Genomic DNA, 17,806 nt, shown 5'->3' on the forward strand with positions numbered 1-17,806 from the left:
CCCGCCCGTTCGTGCCCCGGGGTCGCGGGAACCTAGGATTCGCCCATGAGCAGAGTCCTGTCCGCCGTCGCCTGGCCGTACGCAAACGGCCCGCGCCACATCGGCCACGTGGCCGGTTTCGGTGTGCCCTCCGACGTGTTCAGTCGGTACATGAGGATGGCCGGGCACGACGTGCTCATGGTGTCCGGCACCGACGAGCACGGCACGCCGATCCTGGTCGCCGCCGACAAGGAGGGCGTCACCGCCCGCGACCTGGCCGACAAGAACAACGCGGTGATCGTCCAGGACCTCGTCGACCTCGGGCTGTCCTACGACCTGTTCACCCGCACCACCACCGGCAACCACTACCGGGTGGTGCAGGAGATGTTCGAGACCGTGCACCGCAACGGGTACATGGTCGAGAAGACGACCCTGGCCGCGATCAGCCCGTCGACCGGGCGCACGCTGCCGGACCGCTACATCGAGGGCACCTGCCCGATCTGCGGGTACGCCGAGGCGCGCGGGGACCAGTGCGACAACTGCGGCAACCAGCTCGACCCGACCGACCTGAAGAACCCGCGCTCGAAGATCAACGGCGAGGTCCCGGACTTCGTCGAGACCCAGCACTTCTTCCTCGACCTGCCCGCCCTGGCCAACGCGCTGGGGGAGTGGCTGGACGGCCGCGAGGCGAGCGGCACCTGGCGCCCGAACGTCATCAAGTTCTCCAAGAACATCCTCGAGGACATCCGCGAGCGGGCGATGACCCGCGACATCGACTGGGGCATCCCGATCCCGCTCGAGGGCTGGCGCGAGCAGCCGACCAAGCGGCTCTACGTGTGGTTCGACGCCGTGATCGGCTACCTGTCGGCGTCGATCGAGTGGGCGCGCCGGCTGGGCGAGCCCGACCGCTGGCGCGACTGGTGGAACGCTGCACCAGAGGGAGGGGAGGAGGCGCTGTCCTACTACTTCATGGGCAAGGACAACATCACCTTCCACAGCCAGATCTGGCCCGCCGAGCTGCTGGCGTACAACGGGAAGGGCGAGCGGGGCGGCGCGCCCGGGAAGTACGGCCTGCTCGAGCTCCCCACCGAGGTGGTGTCGAGCGAGTTCATGACCATGGAGAGCAAGCAGTTCTCGACCAGCCGCGGCCACGTGATCCTGGTGGGTGACATGCTGGCCCGCTACCAGCCGGACGCCCTGCGCTACTTCATCTGTGCCGCTGGCCCCGAGACGTCGGACTCCGACTTCACCTGGGCCGAGTTCGTGCAGCGCACCAACTCCGAGCTGGTCGCGGGCTGGGGCAACCTGGTCAACCGGACCGCGACGATGATCGCCAAGAACTTCGGTGAGGTCCCGCCCGCCGGCACGCTGGAGCCGGTGGACCGGACCGTGCTCGACACGGTGGCGTCCGGCTTCGGGAGCGTCGGGGACCTCATCGGCCGCCACCGCCAGCGGGCCGCGATCGCCGAGGCGATGCGGGTCGTCGGCGAGGTGAACAAGTACCTCACCGTCACCGAGCCCTACAAGATGAAGGAGCCGGACCAGCGCGAGCGCCTGGGCACCGTGCTGCACGTCGCCGCGCAGTGCGTGCTCGACTGCAACACGCTGCTGGCGCCGTTCCTGCCGCACTCCTCGAACAAGGTGTGGGCGGCCTACGGCGGCAAGGGCGAGTTCATGCCGATGCCGCGGATCGAGCACGTCGAGGACCTCGACCCCGAGGACGGCGCCGGGCTGGGCGTCTACCCGATCATCACCGGCGAGTACACCGACACCCCGACGTGGGAGCGACGCCCCGTGGTCGTCGGGACGCCGGTGGCCAAGCCGTCCCCGATCTTCACCAAGCTGGACCCGTCGGTCGTCGAGGAGGAGCGGGCCCGCCTCGCCGGCGCGTGAGGATCACGCTCCAGCTCCACCCCGACTGGCCGTTCGCGGGTGGGCTGGTCATCGAGGCGCTGGCCCGCGACGGGGTGTACCGCTCCCAGTTCGAGACCGGCACGTCCAACGGCGGGCTCACCGCCCGTGCCGGCGGCGACCGCTGGCGGTGGGAGAGCCGCCTGTTCGAGGGACGGTACGACGACCGCCCGGCCGCCGAGCGTCCCGTCTACGGTGCGCTCGACCACCGGTCGCGGCCGCACGGTGGCGCGATCCGCTTCGGCTCGGCGTACCTGCGGCTGCGACCGGAGGTGACCGCGCGCTCGACGTTCTGCTTCCCCGACTCGGTCTTCGAGCCGGAGGCCGTCGCCGGTCCGGACGGGCTGGCCGAGCTGGTGGCCCTCGCCGACGCCGCGGACCACGACGAGCTCGACGACTACGTCGAGGCGCACGTGCACGGCGGCGTGCGGCTCGACCGGGACGTGGAGGCCGTCGTCCTGGATCCCTGCTTCCGGGACGGTCCCGTGGAGGCCGCCGCGCGCGACCTCGGGTGCCCGGTGGAGTGGCACCCCGGCTTCGAGCTGGCGACCGCCGGGCTGGACGAGTCCTACCGCGGCCCCGAGGTCGCCGCCCTCGCCCGGACGCTGGGGGAGATGCTGAGGCCCGACCTCGTCGGCGCCGCCGCCCGCACCGGCGAGCACGACCCGCAGGCGCTCAAGCGGGTCTGGCACCTGCTCGCGCGCTTCGGGCGACAGTAGGGGGCTGAGCGTGGATTCAGGCTACGCCCCCGTCACACGCGCAGGCTGACCCACGTCCGGTCGTCGTACGACGCCGCGCCGGGTGCGGGAGCCTTCGTCCCCAGCAGCGCGCCGATGCAGAGCGGGTCGCTGCCCAGCAGCTCGGTCAGCCGACGGTCGCTGGCCTCGCGGTCGCCGACGATCTCCGGGTAGCCGTCCGAGGTGAGCACGAGCACGCCGGATCCGTCGAGCGCGTCGACCTCGAGGAAACGGTCCGGGACCGGGGTGCCGGTGATCGCTCCGTAGCCCAGCTCGTGGTCGCGGTTCGCGAACATGCCCTGCATTTCCAGCAGCCCCTGGATCGCCGTACGACCGGGGTCGCGGGCGGCCAGGTGCTCGACCGCCCAGCCGTCCTCCAGGTGCACCTGGGTCACGGTGCGGCGCAGCCCGGCGGTCAGGTCGTCGAAGGCCAGGTGGCCGGAGTGCGCCACGCCGTCGAAGAGCCAGGAGCAGTCGCCCACGCGCCACACCTCGTGCCGGGGTGCGGAGTAGACGACCAGCGCGCACGCCGGTCGCTGCTCCCGGGCCAGCGACGGGCGCTGCTCCCGGACCGCGTCATCGAGACGCCCGCCGATGAAGGAGACGGCGGCCGCGGCGTCGGGTGCCTCGCCGGTGGCGTCGAGCCGGGCGAGCGCCTCCGACACGACGAGCGCGGCGAAACGTCCGGAGGTCTCCGTCGTGCCCCCGTGCTCGTAGGTGAACCCCGACTTGTCGGTCACGCCGTCGAGCACGGCGACGTGACGCTCGCCGATGACGTAGGCGTCCTCGTTGGGTCGCGCGTCGCTCTTCGAGGCGGTGAACGCCTCGAGGACCTCGACCGCTCGTCGGCTCACGACTCCGCCGTCAGCGCGCGGACGCCGGGCAGGAGGGCGAGCCCGTTGACCACGACGGAGAAGATGAGCAGCCCCACCGCCCAGCCGGGACGACCCGCGGCCCACAACGCGGCCGAGGCGAGCCCGAAGACCAGGACCTTCACGACCGGCCGGACCACCGGGCCGCCGTACGCCGCCTTGGGTGAGGCGAAGAAGAACCACGCCGCCATCGCCAGGAGGGGCAGCAGCCACACCAGCAGCCAGCGCGGCGACGCCTGCCACCCCCACACGCCGAACGCCGCCATCGCGAGCAGCTCGTCGAGGAAGACGAGCGCGAGCACGGACCATCCGAGGACCACCACGCACCCATGATGGCGGTCAGTAGGGTTCCGGGTCATGACCGCCGCCATGTACCTGCCCACGTTCTTCGTCCGGCAGAAGTTCGCGATGATGACGAACCGCTACGAGATCGTCGCCGCGAACCCCGACGGCAGCAACGGCCGGCTGATGGGTCTCGCGGAGCAGAAGAAGATGGCGCTCAAGGAGCAGGTCACCTTCTTCTCCGACGAGTCGAAGACCCGGCCGGTCTTCGCCTTCAAGGCGCGCAAGGTGATGGACCTCAACTCCGGCTACGACATCACCGACGAGGGCGGACGCCAGATCGGCTTCTTCCGCAAGGACTTCGGAGCCAGCCTCCTGCGCAGCACCTTCCACGTCGAGGGGCCGGGCTACGCCGGCACCGGGCAGGAGCGCAACCAGTGGGTCGCGCTGCTGCGACGCTTCTCGGACTTCGACTTCCTGCCGATCCACTTCGACTACGTCGACCCCGAGGGCCGGCCGCTGCTGGGCGTGGAGCGCCGGGCCACGCTGCGCGACAGCTACACCGTCCACGTCCCCGACCCCCGCGTCGACTTCCGGGTGGCGGCCGCCGTGGCGGTGGCCATGGACGCGCTGATGTCGCGGTGAGGCCACGATGCTGACACCCCAGTCCCGGGCCTCGGTGCAGGCGGCCGCGGCCGAGACGCCGGTCCACCACCCGGACTTCGACATCGCCGCCGAGCGCGAGCGCTCACGCGCGCTCGCGGCCGCGCAGCCGAAGGAGCCGGTCGCCGTCGTCCGCGACGTCGACGCGGACGGGGTGCCGTGCCGGCTCTACGTGCCCGACGGTGCGGACGGGGTGGTGGTGCACCTGCACGGTGGCGGCTTCGTCCTCAACGACGTCGAGGTGCACGACGCCGCGGTGCGCCGGCTGGCGAACCGCTCCGGACGCGCCGTCCTCAGCGTCGACTACCGGCGTCCCCCCGAGCACCGCTTCCCGGCGGCGCCCGACGACGTCGATACCGCGCTCGCCTGGCTCGGCGCCCACGCGGCCCGGCACGGCCTCACCGGGCCGCTGTTCGTCCACGGCGACAGCGCCGGCGCCAACCTGGCCCTCGTGGCTGCGCTGCGCCACCCCGGGCTGTTCGCGGCGGTGGTGCTGATCTACCCGTTCCTCGACCCCGAGGGCGGCTCCGAGTCCTACCGCACCGAGGCGCACGGCTTCGACCCGGCCCAGGCCCGCTGGTACTGGGAGCAGTACGCCGCAACCGAGGCCGACCTCCGTGACCCCGACCTGGCGCCGCTGCGCTCGGACCGGCTCCACACGCTACCGCCCACCCTGGTCGTCACGGCGGAGCACGACCCGCTGCGCGACGAGGGGGAGCGGCTGGTGGCCGAGCTCGCCGAGCTCGGCGTCGACGTGGTCGGCACCCGCTACCTCGGCCAGGTCCACGGCTTCTGGCGGCACTTCCAGGTCTTCCCGCAGGCCGAGCCGCTCACGCGGCAGGTGGCCGGCTTCCTGCGTGCCGGGGCCTGAGCTCCGACCGTCGGGGCGGGCGCCGGGCGCCCGGGACCCATGCGGGAAGATGTGCGCCATGCGCGTGCACCTCGGCTCCGACCATGCCGGCCTCGACCTCAAGGACCACCTCCTCAACTGGCTGGCCGACCACGGCTACGAGGCCGTCGACCACGGTCCGTTCGTCTACGACGCCGTGGACGACTACCCGGTGTTCTGCCTGCGGGCCGCCGAGAGCGTCGCCGCCGAGCGGGCCGAGGGCCTCGACAGCCTCGGCGTGGTGATCGGCGGGTCCGGCAACGGCGAGCAGATGGCCGCCAACAAGGTGATCGGGATCCGCTCCGCCCTCGTGTGGTCGGAGGAGACCGCGGTCCTGGCGCGCGAGCACAACGACGCCAACGTGGTCTCGGTCGGCGGGCGGCTGCACTCCCTGGACGAGATGACCCGGTTCGTGGAGGTCTTCCTCACCACCCCGTTCACGGGCGAGGAGCGGCACGTGCGCCGGATCGGCCAGCTCGCGTCGTACGAGACCACGCGGGAGCTGCCCGCGCTGCCGGAGTCCGCCCTCGGCGGCCCCGGCTCGGCCGGTGCCTGAGCGCCGCAGTGCCTGAGGGACACACCCTCCACCGCCTCGCCGGAGAGCTGACGGCTGCCTTCGGGGGCCGTCAGGTCCGGGTCGGCAGCCCGCAGGGCCGCTTCGCGGACTCGGCCGCGCTGCTCGACGGCGGCGAGGTCGAGCGGGCCGAGGCGTGGGGCAAGCACCTGTTCGTCGCGTTCCCCGCCGACCGTTTCGTGCACGTCCACCTCGGCCTCTACGGCCACTTCGACGTCCACGCCGGGGTCGAGGACGTGCCGGACCCGGTCGGGCAGGTCCGGCTCCGGCTGGTCACCGTGGCCGCGGACGCGTACGCCGATCTCCGCGGCGCCACGACCTGCGAGCTGGTCACCCGGGAGCAGCGCGACACCGTGGTGGAGCGCTCGGGTCCGGACCCGATCCGGCCGGACTCGAGCTGGGAGCCCGCCTGGGAACGGGTCCGACGCAGCCGGGCGCCGATCGGCGGCCTGCTGATGGACCAGTCCGTGATCGCCGGGGTCGGCAACGTCTACCGCGCCGAGCTCCTGTTCCGGCACCGGATGCACCCGCTGCGCCCCGGCAACACGCTGCGGGTCGGCCGGTTCCGCGAGATGTGGGAGGACCTCGTCGTGCTGATGGCCGAGGGGGTGCGGACCGGCCGGATCGACACCGTCCGGCCCGAGCACACCCCGGAAGCGATGGGTCGTCCGCCGCGCGTCGACGACCACGGAGGCGAGGTCTACGTCTACCGTCGAACCGGACAACCGTGCCACGTGTGCGGTGCCGGCGTCCGCACCGAGGTCCTGCTCGGGAGAAACCTCTTCTGGTGTCCCCGTTGTCAGCCCCGGTTCCGTTCGCGCGCCGTACAGTGAGTCGTCCAGAGAGCGAGGTCCGAGCAACGATGACCGCTGTGCGTGAGCCGGCCTCGGCGTACCAGCCGGCCCGGCGTACCGGGGCCCGCCGGGCCTGGGGCACGGTGCTGCGCCGCAGCGCCGCCCGGCAGGACCGCCAGATCGTCGCGCTGGCGATCCTCACCGTCGCCATCACCGCCCTCATCGTCGCCTGGCCCGAGTACGTCCCGCTCAACTCGCTGGTCGTGCCGATGCTGGTCGGCAGCCTGCTGCTCGGCCCGCGGGAGCTCCCGTGGTTCGTGGTGTTCGTGCTGGTTGCCCTGATGGTGGCGCTGGCGGCCGAGCCGGTCCTCGAGGTCCGCACGGTCGTCGCGGTCGCCATCTTGTTCCTGCTCAGCTTCATCATCCTGCTGACCAGCTTCCGACGCTCCCGGCTCGGCGTGGCCGGCGCGCTCGGTGAGTCGATGCTCGTCGACCTGCGTGACCGCATCCTCGGCCAGGGCGGCATCCCCGACCTGCCGCCGGGGTGGTACGCCGAGTCCGCGCTGCGGTCGGCGGGCGGCACGCCGTTCGCCGGCGACTTCGTGGTCGCGGCCCGGCCCCGCACCGCCGAGCGTCTCGAGGTGGTGGTCGTCGACGTGTCCGGCAAGGGCGAGCAGGCGGGCACCCGCGCCCTGCTGCTCTCCGGCGCGTGCGGTGGCCTGCTGACGGCGCTGCCGCCTGCCGACTTTCTCAAGGCCTCCAACGAGTACCTGCTGCGCCAGGAGTGGGAGGAGGGCTTCGCCACCGCGATCCACCTCTCCCTCGACCTGGTGACCGGGAGCTACGAGCTGCGGTCGGCGGGCCACCCGCCCGGCGTCCAGCTCGTCGCCGGTTCGGGACGCTGGTCGGTCCTGGAGACCGAGGGACCGGTGCTCGGCCTCGTCGAGGACGCGCAGTTCCCCGCGGTGACGGGCGTGCTGCGGCCCGGCGACGCGTTGCTGCTCTACACCGACGGCATGGTCGAGACCCCGCGGCGCGACATCGGGCTCGGCATCGACCGGCTGCTGGGGCAGTCGGAGCGCCTGCTGCGCGGGAGCTTCGACGGGGGAGCGGCGCGGCTGGTCGACTCCCTGGGGTCGCAGAACGACGACCGGGCCCTGCTGCTGGTGCACCGGCGCTGAGCCACCACCGCCAACCTCGGTTGGGGAGCTCGGGCCGCCTTGTGGCACGATGACACCCGCGGCTCCCACCCCTCGACAGACGGGTGGTGTCGCGCGCGCGGATGTAGCTCAATGGTAGAGCCCCAGTCTTCCAAACTGGCTACGCGGGTTCGATTCCCGTCATCCGCTCCAAGGAGCCTCTCGGGGCAACTTGGCGGGGCGTAGCGTAGTGGCTAGCGCGCCTGCTTTGGGAGCAGGAGATCGCAGGTTCGAGTCCTGTCGCCCCGACGCACTACCGGAACCCAGATGAGGAGACAACCTGTGAAGAGCGCCGTCGAGACCTTGAGCCCGACCAGGGCCAAGCTGACCGTCGAGGTGCCCTTCGAGGAGCTCAAGCCGAGCCTCGACGCGGCGTACAAGAAGATTGCCCAGCAGATCAACATCCCCGGCTTCCGTCGCGGCAAGGTGCCCCCGATGGTCATCGACCGTCAGGTCGGGCGCGGTGCGGTGCTCGACGAGGCGATCAACGACGTGCTGCCCAAGAAGTACGTCGAGGCGCTGCAGGAGAACTCGCTCCAGCCGCTCGCGCAGCCGGAGATCGAGGTGACGAAGTTCGAGGACAACGAGGCGCTGGAGTTCACCGCCGAGGTCGACATCCGTCCCGAGATCACCGTTCCGGACTACGACGGCCTCGAGGCGCAGGTCGATGACATCGAGATCACCGACGCCGACGTCGAGGAGCAGGTCCAGGCGCTGCGTGAGCGCTTCGGCACCCTCAGCGACGTCGAGCGCCCGGCCGCCGACGGCGACTTCGTGGTCCTCGACCTCAAGGCCACCAAGGACGGCGAGGTGCTCGAGGGCGCCGAGGTCGCCGGCATGTCCTACCAGGTCGGCCGTGGCGGCATGCTCGACGGGCTCGACGAGGCCCTCGCGGGCATGAGCGCCGGCGACGACAAGACCTTCTCCTCCCAGCTCGTCGGCGGCGACCTGGTCGGCGAGGACGTCGAGGTCTCGGTCACCGTGACCCAGGTCCAGGAGCAGGAGCTGCCGGAGGTGGACGACGAGTTCGCCCAGCTCGCCTCCGAGTTCGACACCGCCGAGGAGCTCACCGCCGACGTGCGTGAGCGCCTCGGTCGTGGCAAGCGCCTCGAGCAGGCTGCCGCCGCCCGGGACGCGGTCCTGGAGGCCCTTCTCGACAAGGTCGAGGTGCCGCTGCCGGAGACCATGGTCACCGACGAGCTCAACGCGCGCCGCGAGAACATCGAGCAGCAGCTCGCCTACGCCGGCATCACGATGGAGAAGTACCTCGAGGACGAGGGCCAGACCGTCGAGGAGTTCGAGGCCGAGCTCGACCGCCGCGTCCGCGACGCCGTCGCCGCGCAGTTCATCCTCGACGAGATCGCGAAGAAGGAGGAGCTCGGCGTCGACCAGAACGAGCTCTCCCAGCACCTGGTCCGCAGGGCCCAGCAGTCCGGCCAGGACCCGCAGGAGTTCGCGAACCACATGTTCGAGCACAACCACATCCCCGACCTCGTGCAGGAGATCCTGCGCGGCAAGGCGCTGGCCACGATCGTGGAGTCCGCGGTCGTCAAGGACGCCTCGGGGAACACGGTGGAGCTGAAGAACCTCCGCCCCGACGGCACCATCGGTGAGCCGGAGCCCGAGACCGAGGCCGAAGTCGAGGCGGAGGCGGAGGCCCCGGTCGAGGCCGAGGCCGAGGAGAAGTCCGAGGACGCCTGAGCGACCCTCTCGTCGACCCGTCCGGCACTGCCGGGCGGGTCGACGTGCATTTCCGTGCCGATGTCCGTGCGGGCACGACGTGGAATCCGGGAGGGCGGCGCCCGCGCGTTGGGTGCACGACTGTGCACTGAAGCGTAGGATCCGGGGGATGAGCGACTCTCGCCGTCGTACGACCTCGGGGCCCGGCGTGCTCGACGCCCTCTCACTCCTCTCGGAGGTCGCCGACGAGCTCGTCGTGCGGACTGTCCGCGACACGCACCTCGCCTGGGCCGACCGGGTCCACGGGGTCACGAGAGGGCCCACGCGGGGTGCCTCCACGGTGCCGCAGGTGGTGCACCGCGGGATCGCCTCCGCGGTGTACGGCGGGCTCTCGGTCGGCCTCCGGGCCGCGTCCCGCGGCCTCGACCGGGTCGCCGCGACCGGGGTCGGGCCCCGGCTCGAGGAGCAGCCGCAGGGGCGCTTCCTGAGCGCGGCGGTCAACGGCCTGATCGGCGACCGGCTGGTGCGCCAGCGGCCGCACCTGGCGATCCCGATGGCGGTGCGCTCCCGGGGGCGCGACGTCCCCCCGGCCGCCGAGGACCTGGCCGAGGCGTTCCCCGACGCCACGGACAGGGTGGTGGTCTTCCTGCACGGCCTGTGCGAGAACGAGTCCTCCTGGAACCGGGGCCGCGAGCAGCACGGCACGACGTACGGCGAGGCGCTCGCGGCCGAGGGCTGGACCCCGGTGTTCCTGCGGGCCAACACCGGCCTGGGCCTGCGGGAGAACGGCGCAGCCCTCTCCGCGCTGATGCAGCACCTCGTCGAGGAGTGGCCGGTGGAGATCCGCCGGATCGCGCTCGTCGGGCACTCGATGGGCGGCCTGGTGATGCGCGCCGCCGGCGCAGTGGCCGCAGCGTCGGAGCGGCCCTGGACGGCCCCGGTCAGCGACGTGGTCACGCTCGGTACCCCGCACCTGGGCGCACCCGTCGCGCGGGGGATCGGGCACGGCAGCCGGGGCCTGGCCCGGCTGCCCGAGACCTCCGCCTTCGGCCGGATCCTCGACTGGCGCTCGGTCGGCGTCCACGACCTCGTCGCCGGGCTGGCCGAGGACGTGCCGCCACTCCCGCACGCCCGCTACCGGCTGGTCGCCGCCACCCTGACCGGCTCACCGAGGCACCCGGTGGGCCACGTGGTGGGCGACCTGCTGGTGCGGGTGCCCTCGGCGTACGGCCGGGACCGCTGGGGCGGCGAGCTGTTCCCGGGCGCCGACGTGCTCCACGTCGGCGGCACCGACCACTTCGGGCTGCTGAACCACCCGGAGGTCCACCGGGCCCTGCGAGACTGGCTGGCATGACGACCTCCTCGCCGGCCGCCCGGGAGCTCCGCGCCGAGGCCCGGGTGGCCGCGCCACCCTCGCGGGTCTGGCAGCTGCTGACCGACCTCTCGCGGATGCCGGCGTGGAGCCCGGAGCTGCTGGCGATGGTGCCGCTGAAGCCCGGCGGGCTCCGTGTCGGGCAGTGGTACCTCGGCCTCAACCGCCGCAAGGCCGTCGTCTGGCCGACCCGCAGCGTGGTCGCGGTCCTCGAGGACGGCCGGGCGGTCGCCTGGGACACCAGGTCCAGCGGGGCCCGCTGGGTCTGGGAGATCGAGCCGGACGGTTCCGGCGGGACCCGCGTCGTCCACCGCCGCCCGGTGCCGCGGCGGCTGACGCTGCTGAGCCGGGTCGTCGCCCCCCTGGCCCTCGGCGGCAGCGAGAGCCATGCCGACGAGCTCGAGGCCGGCATGCGGCAGACGGTCGCCCGGCTCAAGGCCGCGGCGGAGGGCTGAGGACCGCCCGCCGTCGACGCGGCGTACGTCGCCGCCGGACGCCGCCTGCACCGCACGCGCGACCACCGAAATCCGCTGTCGGCGAACAGGGGCGGTCAAGCCGTGGAACTGTCGGTGCTTGCGGCTAGGGTCGCTCTCGTGACCCAGAATCCCAGCCCCAGTCTCGCGCCCCAGATGAACGGGGCGGCGGGCTTCAACGTTCTCGACGACCACATCTACCAGCGCCTGCTGCGTGAGCGGATCATCTTCCTCGGCTCCGAGGTCCGCGACCAGAACGCCAACGCGATCTGTGCCCAGCTGCTGCTGCTCTCGGCCGAGGACCCCGAGGCCGACATCTTCCTCCACATCAACAGCCCCGGTGGCTCGGTGGACGCGGGCATGGCGATCTACGACACCATGAACTACATCCCCAACGACGTCGCCACGGTCGGCATGGGCCTGGCCGCCTCGATGGGCCAGTTCCTGCTCTGCGCGGGCACCAAGGGCAAGCGCTACGCGCTGCCGCACGCGCGGATCATGATGCACCAGCCCTCCTCGGGCATGGGCGGCTCGGCCTCGGACATCAAGATCCAGGCCCAGCAGTCGCTGCACATCAAGCAGGTGCTGCTGCAGCTCATCTCCGACCACACCGGCCAGCCGCTCGAGCAGGTCATCGCCGACGCCGACCGGGACCGCTGGTTCACCGCCGACCAGGCCCTCGAGTACGGCCTGGTCGACCAGGTCATCAAGAGCGCCCGCGAGGCCGCCGACCAGGGCCGTCCCGCCCACGAGAAGGACTGACGCATGAACTACTACATCCCGCAGTGGGAAGAGCGCACGTCGTACGGCTTCCGCCGGATCGACCCCTACGCCAAGCTGTTCGAGGACCGGATCATCTACCTCGGCACGCCGATCTCCGACGACGTGGCGAACGCCGTGATCGCCCAGCTGCTGTGCCTGCAGTCGATGAACCCCGACCAGGACATCAGCATCTACATCAACAGCCCCGGGGGCTCGTTCACGGCGCTGACGGCGATCTACGACACGATGAAGTTCATCAAGCCCGACGTGCAGACCGTGTGCATCGGCCAGGCGGCCTCGGCCGCCGCGATCCTGCTCGCGGCCGGCACCCCCGGCAAGCGGCTGGCGCTGCCGAACAGCCGGATCCTCATCCACCAGCCCTACACCGAGGGCACGTTCGGCCAGACCTCGGACATCGAGATCCAGGCCAACGAGATCCTGCGGATGCGCGAGCTGCTCGAGAAGATGATCAGCGACCACAGCGGCCGCAGCATCGAGCAGGTCAGCCACGACATCGAGCGTGACAAGATCCTGACCGCCGAGGGTGCGGTCGAGTACGGCCTGATCGACGCCGTGCTCGAGTCCCTCAAGGGGACGCCCGCCACGACGGGCTGACCCAGCCGGACTGCCCGCGACGCGTTCCTCGTGTCCCGCCCCCGTCCGGGGGCAGCACGGGGTACCGTCAAAGGGTTTGCACCACCAAGAGATCGACCGCTTTTCGACGTAGGACTGCCGACGGGACCTGCCGCCGGCCGAACCGGAGGATGACCGCCCGTGGCACGTATCGGTGACGGAGGGGACCTGCTGAAGTGTTCCTTCTGCGGGAAGAGCCAGAAGCAGGTCAAGAAGCTGATCGCCGGGCCGGGCGTCTACATCTGTGACGAGTGCATCGACCTCTGCAACGAGATCATCGAGGAGGAGCTCAGCGAGGGCGCCGAGGTCAGCCTCGACGAGCTGCCCAAGCCCAAGGAGATCTTCGAGTTCCTGAACTCCTACGTGATCGGCCAGGAGCAGGCCAAGAAGTCCCTCGCGGTCGCGGTCTACAACCACTACAAGCGGGTCCAGGCCGGCCTCCAGCCCGTGGCGGGCAAGCACAGCAAGGAGGAGGCGGTCGAGGTCGCCAAGTCCAACATCCTCGTGATCGGCCCGACCGGGTGCGGCAAGACCTACCTCGCCCAGACCCTGGCCCGGATGCTGAACGTGCCGTTCGCGATCGCGGACGCCACCGCGCTGACCGAGGCCGGCTACGTCGGCGAGGACGTCGAGAACATCCTCCTCAAGCTGATCCAGGCCGCTGACTACGACGTCAAGAAGGCCGAGACCGGCATCATCTACATCGACGAGATCGACAAGGTCGCCCGCAAGGCGGAGAACCCGTCGATCACCCGTGACGTCTCCGGCGAGGGCGTCCAGCAGGCCCTTCTGAAGATCATCGAGGGCACCACCGCCTCGGTGCCGCCGCAGGGCGGCCGCAAGCACCCGCACCAGGAGTTCATCCAGATCGACACCACGAACATCCTGTTCGTGGTCGGCGGTGCCTTCGCCGGGCTCGAGCACATCGTCGAGCAGCGGGTCGGCAAGAAGACGCTGGGCTTCACCGCCGAGGTGCGCGGCGCCGCCGAGCGTGAGGCCGACGACCTGCTCGCGCAGGTCCGGCCGGAGGACCTCACGAAGTTCGGCCTGATCCCCGAGTTCATCGGCCGCCTGCCGCTGATCGCCTCGGTCTCCAAGCTGGACCAGGAGGCCCTGGTCCAGATCCTCACCGAGCCGCGCAACGCGCTGGTCAAGCAGTACCAGAAGCTCTTCGAGCTCGACGGGGTCGAGCTGGAGTTCACCCCCGACGCCGTCGCGGCGATCGCGGACAAGGCGCTGGAGCGGGGGACGGGCGCCCGCGGGCTCCGCGCCATCATCGAGGAGGTCCTCCTCCACGTGATGTACGACGTGCCCTCGCGAGGCGACGTCGGCAAGGTCGTCGTCACCGGCGAGGTCGTCCTGGACGACGTCGCCCCGACCCTCATCCCGCGCGAGTCCGAGGCGAAGAAGAAGAAGTCCGCCTGACCCCCGGGCCTCGTGCCCGAATCGGACTAGTCAGATCGGACTAGTCCGATTGGGTCCGAACGGGCCATGTCGCGCTCGGGTCCTTGTTCGTTTTCCTTGACGTAGGCAACTGCCTGTCGCCATCCACCCTCGAGGACCCCCCTGCATGAGCGCCAACCACAAGCGACCGCTGCTCGCCTTCGCCATGGTGCTGGTCGTGTGCGTCCTCATCGTGGTCGACGGACTGCGGGGACAGGCGGCGGTCGTGACCGCGCTGCGCTCCGGAGCCGGCCGGGTCGTCGAGGGGGTCCAGCTCGTGGCGATCAAGGCGCACGAGCCGACGTCGCGCCGGCTGATGGAGCCGCCGGTGCTGGACGCCGCGCGGGCGTCCCACGTCGCGTCGCCGGCCGGCCAGCCGGCCCCCCAGCGGCTCGGACAGCCGGTCGCACAGCCCGAGGAGCCCACGCAGCCGGTCTCGACTCCGGCGTCCGCACCGGCGTCCCCCGGCAAGCAGCCGCACGGGCCGGGCGGCCCGCACGCGCATGCCTCGACGGTGGTCCGGCATCCCGGCCACCCGGGGCACGCCCAGCAGTCGCAGGAGCACGGGGACCGGGGTCCCGGCGCCCTCTCGCCGGGGCAGCACGCGGTGCTGCACCTGTCCGACCAGCTGGGGCAGCTCCTGGACCTGCACGAGGGCCGTGGGCCCGGTCGCGGCCCGGAGTCCGGGTCGGACCGGGGACGGGGCCACGGACAGCGCAGCCACGAGGACCGCGGCCGCGGGCACGGGCACGAGCACGGCCGCGGGCACGCCTGGGGCCACCACCACGGGTGGACGCGGAACCGCTGAGCCCCGGCCGGGCTCAGCGGCACGCCAGGCTCAGGCCGGCGGGGCCTCCGCCAGCTGGGCGTCCACGCGGATCGTGTCGGCGCCCTCGTCGACGGTGAAGACCAGCTCGCCGGTGATCTTGCCGGCCTTGCGCAGGTCCTCGGCCGCCGACCTCGTCGCCTCGACCTGCTCCGCGGGTCCCGAGATCTCGACGCGGGACAGCTCGGCCCGCATGGAGACCTTCGCCGTGGACTTGGCGCCACGGATGCCGGCCAGCGCCGCCGCGACGGCGTCCATGAGCGAGGGGTCCGCGGCTGCCGCCGCACCGAGGTCGCTGCTCACCGGCCAGGGGGCGCGGTGCACCGAGCCCTCCTGCCACCACGACCACACCTCTTCGGTGACGTAGGGCAGGAACGGCGCCAGCAGCCGCAGCTGGACCTGCAGCGCGATCGCGAGGGTGGCGCGCGCCGAGTCGGTGGCGTCACCGCCGTCCTCGGCGTAGGCGCGCTCCTTGACCAGCTCGAGGTAGTCGTCGCAGAACTCCCAGAAGAACTTCTCGGTCACTTCCAGGGCGGTGGTGTAGTCGTAGGCCTCGAACGCGTCGGTGGCCCGGCCCACCACGACCTCGAGCCGGGCCAGCAGGGCGCAGTCGACGGGGTCGCTGACCGCGAAGTGGTCCAGGGAGTACGCGCCGACGCCGCCGAGCACGAACTTCGAGGCGTTGAGCACCTTCATGGCCAGCCGGCGGCCGACCTTCATCTGGCTCTCGTCGAACGGCGAGTCCAGGCCGGGGCGGGCCATGGCCGCGCGCCAGCGAACCGCGTCGGCGCCGTACTTCTCGAGGACGTCGGTCGGGACGACGACGTTGCCCTTGGACTTCGACATCTTCTTGCGGTCGGGGTCGAGGATGAAGCCCGAGACCATGGCGTGCGACCACGGTGCGGCGTGGTTCTCGAAGTGCGCACGGACGACCCGGGAGAACAGCCAGGTCCGGATGATGTCGTGTGCCTGGGTGCACAGGTCCATCGGGAAGACCCGCTGCCACAGGTCGTCGTCGCTCTCCCAGCCACCGGCGATCTGCGGCGTGAGCGAGGAGGTGGCCCAGGTGTCCATCACGTCCGGGTCGCCGATGAAGCCGCCCGGCTTGCCGCGCTGGTCCTCGGTGTAGCCCTGCGGCGCCTGCGTGGACGGGTCGATCGGGAGCTCCTCCTCGCGGGGGAGCAGCGGGTGCTCGTAGTCGGGCTCACCCTCGGCGTCGAGCGGGTACCAGACCGGGAAGGGGATCCCGAAGAACCGCTGCCGCGAGATCAGCCAGTCGCCGTTGAGGCCGCCGACCCAGTTGTCGTAGCGGTGCTTCATGTGCGCGGGGATCCAGCTGACCTCGGCGCCGCGCTCGAGCATCTCGTCCCGCAGCGCGGCGTTGCGACCGCCGTTGTGGATGTACCACTGCCGGGTGGCGACGATCTCCAGCGGCTTGTCGCCCTTCTCGTAGAAGTTCGTCATCCGCTGCGTCGGCGTCGGCTCGCCCTCCAGGTCGCCGCTCTCCCGGAGCTTGGCCACGACCGCCTCGCGAGCGGAGAACGCGGTCTTGCCCTTGAGGTCCTCGTACGCCGCGGCCGCCCGCTCGCCCGAGAGCCACTCGGGCGTCTCGCGGGACATCCGGCCGTCGCGGCCGATGAGCGTGCGGACCGGCAGGTCCAGCTCGCGCCACCAGGTCACGTCGGTGAGGTCACCGAAGGTGCAGCACATGGCGATGCCGGCGCCCTTGTCCATCTCCGCGGCGTGGTGGGCGAGCACCGGGATCTCCACGCCGAAGACCGGCGAGGTGACCGTCGTGCCGAAGAGCGGCTGGTAGCGCTCGTCGTCGGGGTGCGCGATCAGCGCGACCACGCTCGGGATGAGCTCGGGGCGGGTGGTCTCGATGTGGACCGGGCTGCCGTCAGGCTTGTGGAAGGAGACCCGGTGGTAGGCGCCGGCGTACTCCCGGGCCTCGAGCTCGGCCTGGGCCACGGCGGTCTGGAAGGTGACGTCCCAGAGCGTCGGCGCCTCCTGCAGGTAGGCCTCGCCACGGGCGAAGTTGCGCAGGAACGCACGCTGGCTGACCGTCTGCGACTTCGGGCCGATGGTCGTGTAGTGCTGCTTCCAGTCGACCGACAGGCCCAGGGTGCGCCAGAGCTGCTCGAAGACCTCCTCGTCCTGCTCGACCAGCTGCTCGCACAGCTCGATGAAGTTCGGCCGGCTGATCGGGACCTGCTTCTTGGCGTCGCTGCCCTTCAATGTGCTCAGGTCCGGCGGGGTGAAGTCCTTGTCGTAGGGCAGGCTCGGGTCGCAGCGGACACCGAAGTAGTTCTGCACCCGGCGCTCGGTCGGCAGGCCGTTGTCGTCCCAGCCCATCGGGTAGAAGACGGCCTTGCCGCGCATCCGCTGGTAGCGCGCGATCAGGTCGGGGTGCGTGTAGGAGAAGACGTGCCCCACGTGCAGGCTGCCGCTGACGGTCGGCGGGGGAGTGTCGATCGAGTAGACGTTCTCGCGCGGCTGGGTGCGGTCGAAGGCGTAGGTGTCGTCGTCCCTCCACCGCGTGCTCCAGGTGGCCTCGAGCCCCTCGAGCGCAGGCTTCTCCGGTACGACGACGGCACGCTGGTCGGTGCTCGTCGTGGTCGGGGCCTGGGGCTGGGTCTCGGTCATGGACGAAATCCTAGGGTGAGAGGGCTCACCCCCGGAAACCGGTTGCGGCCCGGCACGCCGCGGACCGTACC

At 71.4% G+C, this 17,806-nt stretch carries 17 protein-coding genes and 2 tRNA genes; 16 read left to right on the top strand and 3 right to left on the bottom strand.

Features of this window, described 5'->3' with window-relative positions:
* Positions 1-45 precede the first annotated feature (45 nt).
* Positions 46-1,872, top strand: coding sequence for a methionine--tRNA ligase (gene metG, locus ABD268_RS17785; protein ID WP_344155374.1), 1,827 nt, complete (start codon positions 46-48; stop codon positions 1,870-1,872).
* Positions 1,869-2,609: a DUF3626 domain-containing protein gene (locus ABD268_RS17790; RefSeq protein WP_344155377.1), complete on the top strand. Its 741-nt coding sequence runs from the start codon at positions 1,869-1,871 to the stop codon at positions 2,607-2,609. Before metG ends, ABD268_RS17790 begins: the two co-directional genes overlap by 4 nt.
* 32 nt (positions 2,610-2,641) lie before the next feature.
* Here the strand turns inward: ABD268_RS17790 and ABD268_RS17795 are convergent, their stop codons facing one another.
* Positions 2,642-3,481, bottom strand: a complete 840-nt coding sequence (locus ABD268_RS17795) for a hypothetical protein (RefSeq protein WP_344155380.1) — start codon at positions 3,479-3,481, stop codon at positions 2,642-2,644.
* The gene (locus ABD268_RS17800; RefSeq protein ID WP_344155383.1) at positions 3,478-3,822 is read right to left on the bottom strand and encodes a DUF2568 domain-containing protein; all 345 of its coding nucleotides are present in this window, start codon (positions 3,820-3,822) and stop codon (positions 3,478-3,480) included. The genes ABD268_RS17795 and ABD268_RS17800 overlap by 4 nt, the downstream gene beginning before the upstream one ends.
* A gap of 34 nt (positions 3,823-3,856) precedes the next feature.
* Between ABD268_RS17800 and ABD268_RS17805 the strand changes: the two genes are divergently transcribed.
* The 14 genes from ABD268_RS17805 (at position 3,857) to ABD268_RS17870 (ending at position 15,071) form a co-directional block, all read left to right on the top strand.
* Positions 3,857-4,426 (top strand): LURP-one-related family protein, encoded by a 570-nt coding sequence (locus ABD268_RS17805; RefSeq protein ID WP_344155386.1) that lies wholly within the window; start codon positions 3,857-3,859, stop codon positions 4,424-4,426.
* 7 nt (positions 4,427-4,433) lie between these two features.
* Positions 4,434-5,315: an alpha/beta hydrolase gene (locus ABD268_RS17810; RefSeq protein WP_344155389.1), complete on the top strand. Its 882-nt coding sequence runs from the start codon at positions 4,434-4,436 to the stop codon at positions 5,313-5,315.
* A gap of 58 nt (positions 5,316-5,373) precedes the next feature.
* On the top strand, positions 5,374-5,889 hold the full coding sequence (locus tag ABD268_RS17815) for a ribose-5-phosphate isomerase (RefSeq protein WP_344155391.1): 516 nt from the start codon (positions 5,374-5,376) through the stop codon (positions 5,887-5,889).
* An 8-nt stretch (positions 5,890-5,897) separates the two neighbouring features.
* Positions 5,898-6,740 carry an Fpg/Nei family DNA glycosylase gene (locus tag ABD268_RS17820; RefSeq protein ID WP_344155393.1) on the top strand — a complete coding sequence of 281 codons (843 nt, stop codon included), beginning with the start codon at positions 5,898-5,900 and terminating at the stop codon, positions 6,738-6,740.
* A gap of 29 nt (positions 6,741-6,769) precedes the next feature.
* Complete coding sequence (locus ABD268_RS17825; protein WP_344155396.1) at positions 6,770-7,882, top strand: PP2C family protein-serine/threonine phosphatase; 1,113 nt, start codon at positions 6,770-6,772, stop codon at positions 7,880-7,882.
* A gap of 97 nt (positions 7,883-7,979) precedes the next feature.
* Positions 7,980-8,053 (top strand) — tRNA-Gly (locus ABD268_RS17830).
* A gap of 23 nt (positions 8,054-8,076) precedes the next feature.
* Positions 8,077-8,149 (top strand) — tRNA-Pro (locus ABD268_RS17835).
* A 33-nt stretch (positions 8,150-8,182) separates the two neighbouring features.
* Complete coding sequence (gene tig / locus ABD268_RS17840) at positions 8,183-9,601, top strand: trigger factor (protein ID WP_344155399.1); 1,419 nt, start codon at positions 8,183-8,185, stop codon at positions 9,599-9,601.
* 148 nt (positions 9,602-9,749) lie between these two features.
* Positions 9,750-10,934, top strand: coding sequence for an esterase/lipase family protein (locus ABD268_RS17845; protein ID WP_344155402.1), 1,185 nt, complete (start codon positions 9,750-9,752; stop codon positions 10,932-10,934).
* Entirely contained in the window at positions 10,931-11,407 is a 477-nt protein-coding gene (locus ABD268_RS17850) for an SRPBCC family protein (RefSeq protein WP_344155405.1), read from the top strand. The genes ABD268_RS17845 and ABD268_RS17850 overlap by 4 nt, the downstream gene beginning before the upstream one ends.
* 174 nt (positions 11,408-11,581) lie before the next feature.
* Positions 11,582-12,187 (top strand): ATP-dependent Clp protease proteolytic subunit, encoded by a 606-nt coding sequence (locus tag ABD268_RS17855; RefSeq protein WP_344155611.1) that lies wholly within the window; start codon positions 11,582-11,584, stop codon positions 12,185-12,187.
* Between the two features lie 3 nt (positions 12,188-12,190).
* Positions 12,191-12,802 carry an ATP-dependent Clp protease proteolytic subunit gene (locus ABD268_RS17860; protein WP_344155408.1) on the top strand — a complete coding sequence of 204 codons (612 nt, stop codon included), beginning with the start codon at positions 12,191-12,193 and terminating at the stop codon, positions 12,800-12,802.
* Between the two features lie 159 nt (positions 12,803-12,961).
* A complete protein-coding gene (clpX, locus tag ABD268_RS17865) occupies positions 12,962-14,245 on the top strand; it encodes an ATP-dependent Clp protease ATP-binding subunit ClpX (protein WP_344155411.1) in 1,284 nt (427 codons plus the stop codon).
* A gap of 145 nt (positions 14,246-14,390) precedes the next feature.
* Positions 14,391-15,071 (top strand): hypothetical protein, encoded by a 681-nt coding sequence (locus ABD268_RS17870; protein WP_344155413.1) that lies wholly within the window; start codon positions 14,391-14,393, stop codon positions 15,069-15,071.
* 30 nt (positions 15,072-15,101) lie between these two features.
* Here ABD268_RS17870 and valS read toward each other — a convergent pair whose 3' ends face one another.
* Positions 15,102-17,735, bottom strand: a complete 2,634-nt coding sequence (gene valS / locus ABD268_RS17875; RefSeq protein WP_344155415.1) for a valine--tRNA ligase — start codon at positions 17,733-17,735, stop codon at positions 15,102-15,104.
* Positions 17,736-17,806 lie beyond the last annotated feature (71 nt).

This window comes from Nocardioides koreensis (assembly GCF_039531775.1).
Taxonomy (GTDB): domain Bacteria; phylum Actinomycetota; class Actinomycetes; order Propionibacteriales; family Nocardioidaceae; genus Nocardioides; species Nocardioides koreensis.

What these genes read in the sequence shown, in the direction of transcription:
- metG (WP_344155374.1), top strand. Translation starts at nt 46, where the DNA reads ATGAGCAGAGTCCTGTCCGCCGTCGCCTGGCCGTACGCAAACGGCCCG.
- ABD268_RS17805 (WP_344155386.1), top strand. Translation starts at nt 3,857, where the DNA reads ATGACCGCCGCCATGTACCTGCCCACGTTCTTCGTCCGGCAGAAGTTC.
- ABD268_RS17810 (WP_344155389.1), top strand. Translation starts at nt 4,434, where the DNA reads ATGCTGACACCCCAGTCCCGGGCCTCGGTGCAGGCGGCCGCGGCCGAG.
- ABD268_RS17815 (WP_344155391.1), top strand. Translation starts at nt 5,374, where the DNA reads ATGCGCGTGCACCTCGGCTCCGACCATGCCGGCCTCGACCTCAAGGAC.
- ABD268_RS17825 (WP_344155396.1), top strand. Translation starts at nt 6,770, where the DNA reads ATGACCGCTGTGCGTGAGCCGGCCTCGGCGTACCAGCCGGCCCGGCGT.
- ABD268_RS17845 (WP_344155402.1), top strand. Translation starts at nt 9,750, where the DNA reads ATGAGCGACTCTCGCCGTCGTACGACCTCGGGGCCCGGCGTGCTCGAC.
- ABD268_RS17850 (WP_344155405.1), top strand. Translation starts at nt 10,931, where the DNA reads ATGACGACCTCCTCGCCGGCCGCCCGGGAGCTCCGCGCCGAGGCCCGG.
- ABD268_RS17855 (WP_344155611.1), top strand. Translation starts at nt 11,582, where the DNA reads ATGAACGGGGCGGCGGGCTTCAACGTTCTCGACGACCACATCTACCAG.
- ABD268_RS17860 (WP_344155408.1), top strand. Translation starts at nt 12,191, where the DNA reads ATGAACTACTACATCCCGCAGTGGGAAGAGCGCACGTCGTACGGCTTC.
- ABD268_RS17870 (WP_344155413.1), top strand. Translation starts at nt 14,391, where the DNA reads ATGAGCGCCAACCACAAGCGACCGCTGCTCGCCTTCGCCATGGTGCTG.
- valS (WP_344155415.1), bottom strand. Translation starts at nt 17,735, where the DNA reads ATGACCGAGACCCAGCCCCAGGCCCCGACCACGACGAGCACCGACCAG.